Origin of the sequence: Dietzia sp. UBA5065, assembly GCA_002415925.1 — a bacterium.
Lineage (GTDB): Bacteria > Actinomycetota > Actinomycetes > Mycobacteriales > Mycobacteriaceae > Dietzia.
In genome coordinates, this window is the sequence record DIAZ01000157.1 from 10138 (window position 1) to 12884 (window position 2747).

The window sequence follows — 2747 nt, forward strand, 5'->3', positions numbered from 1 at the left end:
AGCCACAGCTCGATGCTCTCCTCCACCACGGCGGCCAGGAGCGCGTCCTTGTCGGCGAAGTGCCAGTAGATCGAGCTGGCGGGAAGCCCGCTGGCCTTGCTGATCTGCGCGATCGTGGTTCCCTCGTACCCGCGCTCCCCGGCCACGGCCGCCGCGGCCTCGATGATCCGCCGCCGGGACTCGCGGCCCCTCGCGCGGGTCCGCCTGGCGGCGGGGCTCCTCGTGTCCTCTGCCATCGGGTCCTCCCTGTCCTGTGTCGAGCACCTCATTGCGTCCGGGCACCCCGCGATTTACCGTAGTGATCATTACAGTAGCGCACGGCGATCAGACGCCGGCGCACGAAAGGTGGACATCATGATCGACTCTCTCACCCGCAACTGGTGGATCCAGCTGATCCGCGGCGCACTGGCGTTCGGCCTGGGCGCCACCGCCCTCCTGGCCCCCAGCACCGGGATGACGCTCGCGACCTTCCTCGTGGCCGCGTTCGCGATCGGGGACGGCGCGATGACCGTCACCACCGGCCTGGCCCTGCCTGACGAGTACCGCGGCCGGAGCGGCCTGCTCGCCGCCGGCGCGGGCTTCATCGTGCTGGGCCTGCTCGTCCTGTTCTGGCCGGGACTCTCCGCGACCGCCCTGACGCTGCTGTTCGCCGCCTGGCTGGTGGCCTCGGGGGCGCTCGTCGCCTACGGCGCCCGGACGCTGCGCCCGGAGATCTCCGACTCGCGGATCATGGGGGCGCTCGGGGCGGTGCTCATCGCGCTCGGGCTCGGGCTCGGGGTGTTCGGACCGTCCGCGATCGGCACGTTCGTGACGTTCGCCGGATGGTTCGGGCTGGCGGTCGGCGCCCTCATGGCCGCCGTCGCATTCCGGCTGCGGTCCGACGCGACGCGACTGTCGGCGACGCCGGTCGCCGCGGCCTGACCAGTACGTCCGGATCCGGGCCCGGGGCGCTAGGGGCGTCCCGGGCCCGGCCGTAGGTCCCGACCGGCGGAGTCACCCTCCGGACGACTGGGAGAGGTGTACTCGTCCAACACGTCCTTCTCGAGGGACGGCAGCGGGTCGAGGTGCGAGAGCCCGTTGAAGCACAGGTTGACGATGTGGGCGGCCACCTCCTCCTTGGGGGGATGACGCACGTCCAGCCACCACTGCGCGGTCCCCGAGACCATGCCGACCAGCGCCTGCGCGTACACGCTGGTGGTGACGGGATCGAACCCGCGGGCCACGAACTCCTCCTCGAGGATGTACGTCACGCTCGCCGTGGCGTCGTTGAGCAGAGTCGAGTAGGACCCCCCGCTGACCGTCGACGACTCCCGCACCAGGATCCGGAACCCGTCCGTCCGCTCCTCCACGTACCGGAGCAGCGCCATGGCGGCCCGCTCGATCCGCCGCCGCGCCCCCTCGCCCTTGAGCGACTCGGTGATCTCCGCGCCCAGGTACGCCAGCTCGCGGTCGCAGACCACCGCGTAGAGGCCCTCCTTGCCGCCGAAGTGCTCGTAGACCACCGGCTTGGAGACGTTCGCGGCGGCCGCGATCTCCTCCACCGTCGCGGCGTCGTAGCCGTATTCGGCAAAGATCCGACGGCCCACCTCGACCAGTTGCTGCCGTCGCTTCACGGCCGACATCCTCGTCCTCGGCGCCGGCATCGACTCGCCCGTCATGGTCCACCCTCCAGTTCCTGATCTGAGGCTAGTCGGTGACAGCGGCCGGACCTGTAACCCGGCGGGCACCGCCGGTGGGCCGACCCGACGTGTGCCAGAATGTGGGCGGCCCGTACCGGGCCGTTCCCCCGTGGTGTAATCGGCAACACTTCTGATTTTGGTTCAGATATTCCAGGTTCGAGTCCTGGCGGGGGAGCGCAGGTCAGAGGGCATTTCCTCAGCCCCTCGTGCCACGCTCGACCGCGCTGCGGACGGTGTAGCGCAGGAAGGCCGGGAACGCGACGGCGGCCACCACCACGCCGATCACCACCAGCACCCCACCACCCGCCGCGGCGACGGCCGTGCCCACCGACGCGGCTGCCACGCCGTGAGCGACGTCTCCGAGGCGCGGGCCGCCGGCCACCACCACGATGAACACGCCCTGGAGGCGGCCGCGCATCTCGTCGGTCGCGGAGTCGAGCAGGATCGCCTGCCGGAAGGCCGCGGAGACCATGTCCACCGCACCGCCGAACGCCAGCGCGAGCAGGGCCAGCCACAGCCACCAGGCCGACCCGTCCGGCGAGGCCGCCCCCACGACCAGCCCGAACGCCACCATCGCCAGTCCCCACAGCGCGACGCACACGAGCACCGCCAGACCCTGACGCCGCACCCGCGGGATCCAGCCGGAGAACACCCCACCCAGCACGGCACCCACGCTCATGGCGGCGAACAGCAGGCCCAGCGCGCTCCCACCGGAGGCCGGGTCACCGAACGACTCGGTGGCGATCTGCGGGAACAGGGCCCGCGGCATGCCGAACACCATGGCGATCACGTCCACCAGGAACGAGGCCAGCAGGATCCGGCGGGTGGCGAGGTAGGCGAACCCGTCGATCACCGACCGCAGGCCCGCGGACCTCCGCTCGCCCGACGTGGGCTGCGGCGGCAGCCGGTACACGGCGTACAGGGTGGCCAGCAGCGCGACGGCCGTCAGCAGGTACAGCGACTGCAACCCCACGACGGGGATGAGGATGCCGGCGGTGACCGGCCCGACGATCGCGCCGAACTGCATGACGGTCATCATCAGTGCGCTCGCCGAGGCCAGCTGGTCCG

Annotated in this window: 4 protein-coding genes and 1 tRNA gene; 2 read left to right on the forward strand and 3 right to left on the reverse strand. The window is 71.4% G+C overall.

The annotated features are described in order from the left end of the window. Positions 1–236 (reverse strand): helix-turn-helix domain-containing protein (locus tag B4M60_RS12855; RefSeq protein ID WP_291084645.1); only part of this gene is annotated, 236 nt, incomplete at its 3' end. 118 nt (positions 237–354) lie between these two features. Between B4M60_RS12855 and B4M60_RS12860 the strand changes: the two genes are divergently transcribed. Continuing rightward, positions 355–921, forward strand: coding sequence for an HdeD family acid-resistance protein (locus tag B4M60_RS12860; RefSeq protein ID WP_291084648.1), 567 nt, complete (start codon positions 355–357; stop codon positions 919–921). A gap of 29 nt (positions 922–950) precedes the next feature. Here B4M60_RS12860 and B4M60_RS12865 read toward each other — a convergent pair whose 3' ends face one another. Beyond that, positions 951–1622: a TetR/AcrR family transcriptional regulator gene (locus B4M60_RS12865; protein WP_291084651.1), complete on the reverse strand. Its 672-nt coding sequence runs from the start codon at positions 1620–1622 to the stop codon at positions 951–953. A 160-nt stretch (positions 1623–1782) separates the two neighbouring features. Between B4M60_RS12865 and B4M60_RS12870 the strand changes: the two genes are divergently transcribed. Next, positions 1783–1854, forward strand: a tRNA-Gln gene (locus B4M60_RS12870). Positions 1855–1875: 21 nt separating this feature from the next. Here B4M60_RS12870 and B4M60_RS12875 read toward each other — a convergent pair. Next, a partial coding sequence (locus tag B4M60_RS12875) for an MFS transporter (protein WP_291084654.1) occupies positions 1876–2747 on the reverse strand: 872 nt, incomplete at its 5' end.

Coding starts and splice junctions, on each gene's coding strand:
- B4M60_RS12865 (WP_291084651.1), bottom strand. CDS start 1,622: ATGTCGGCCGTGAAGCGACGGCAGCAACTGGTCGAGGTGGGCCGTCGG.
- B4M60_RS12860 (WP_291084648.1), top strand. CDS start 355: ATGATCGACTCTCTCACCCGCAACTGGTGGATCCAGCTGATCCGCGGC.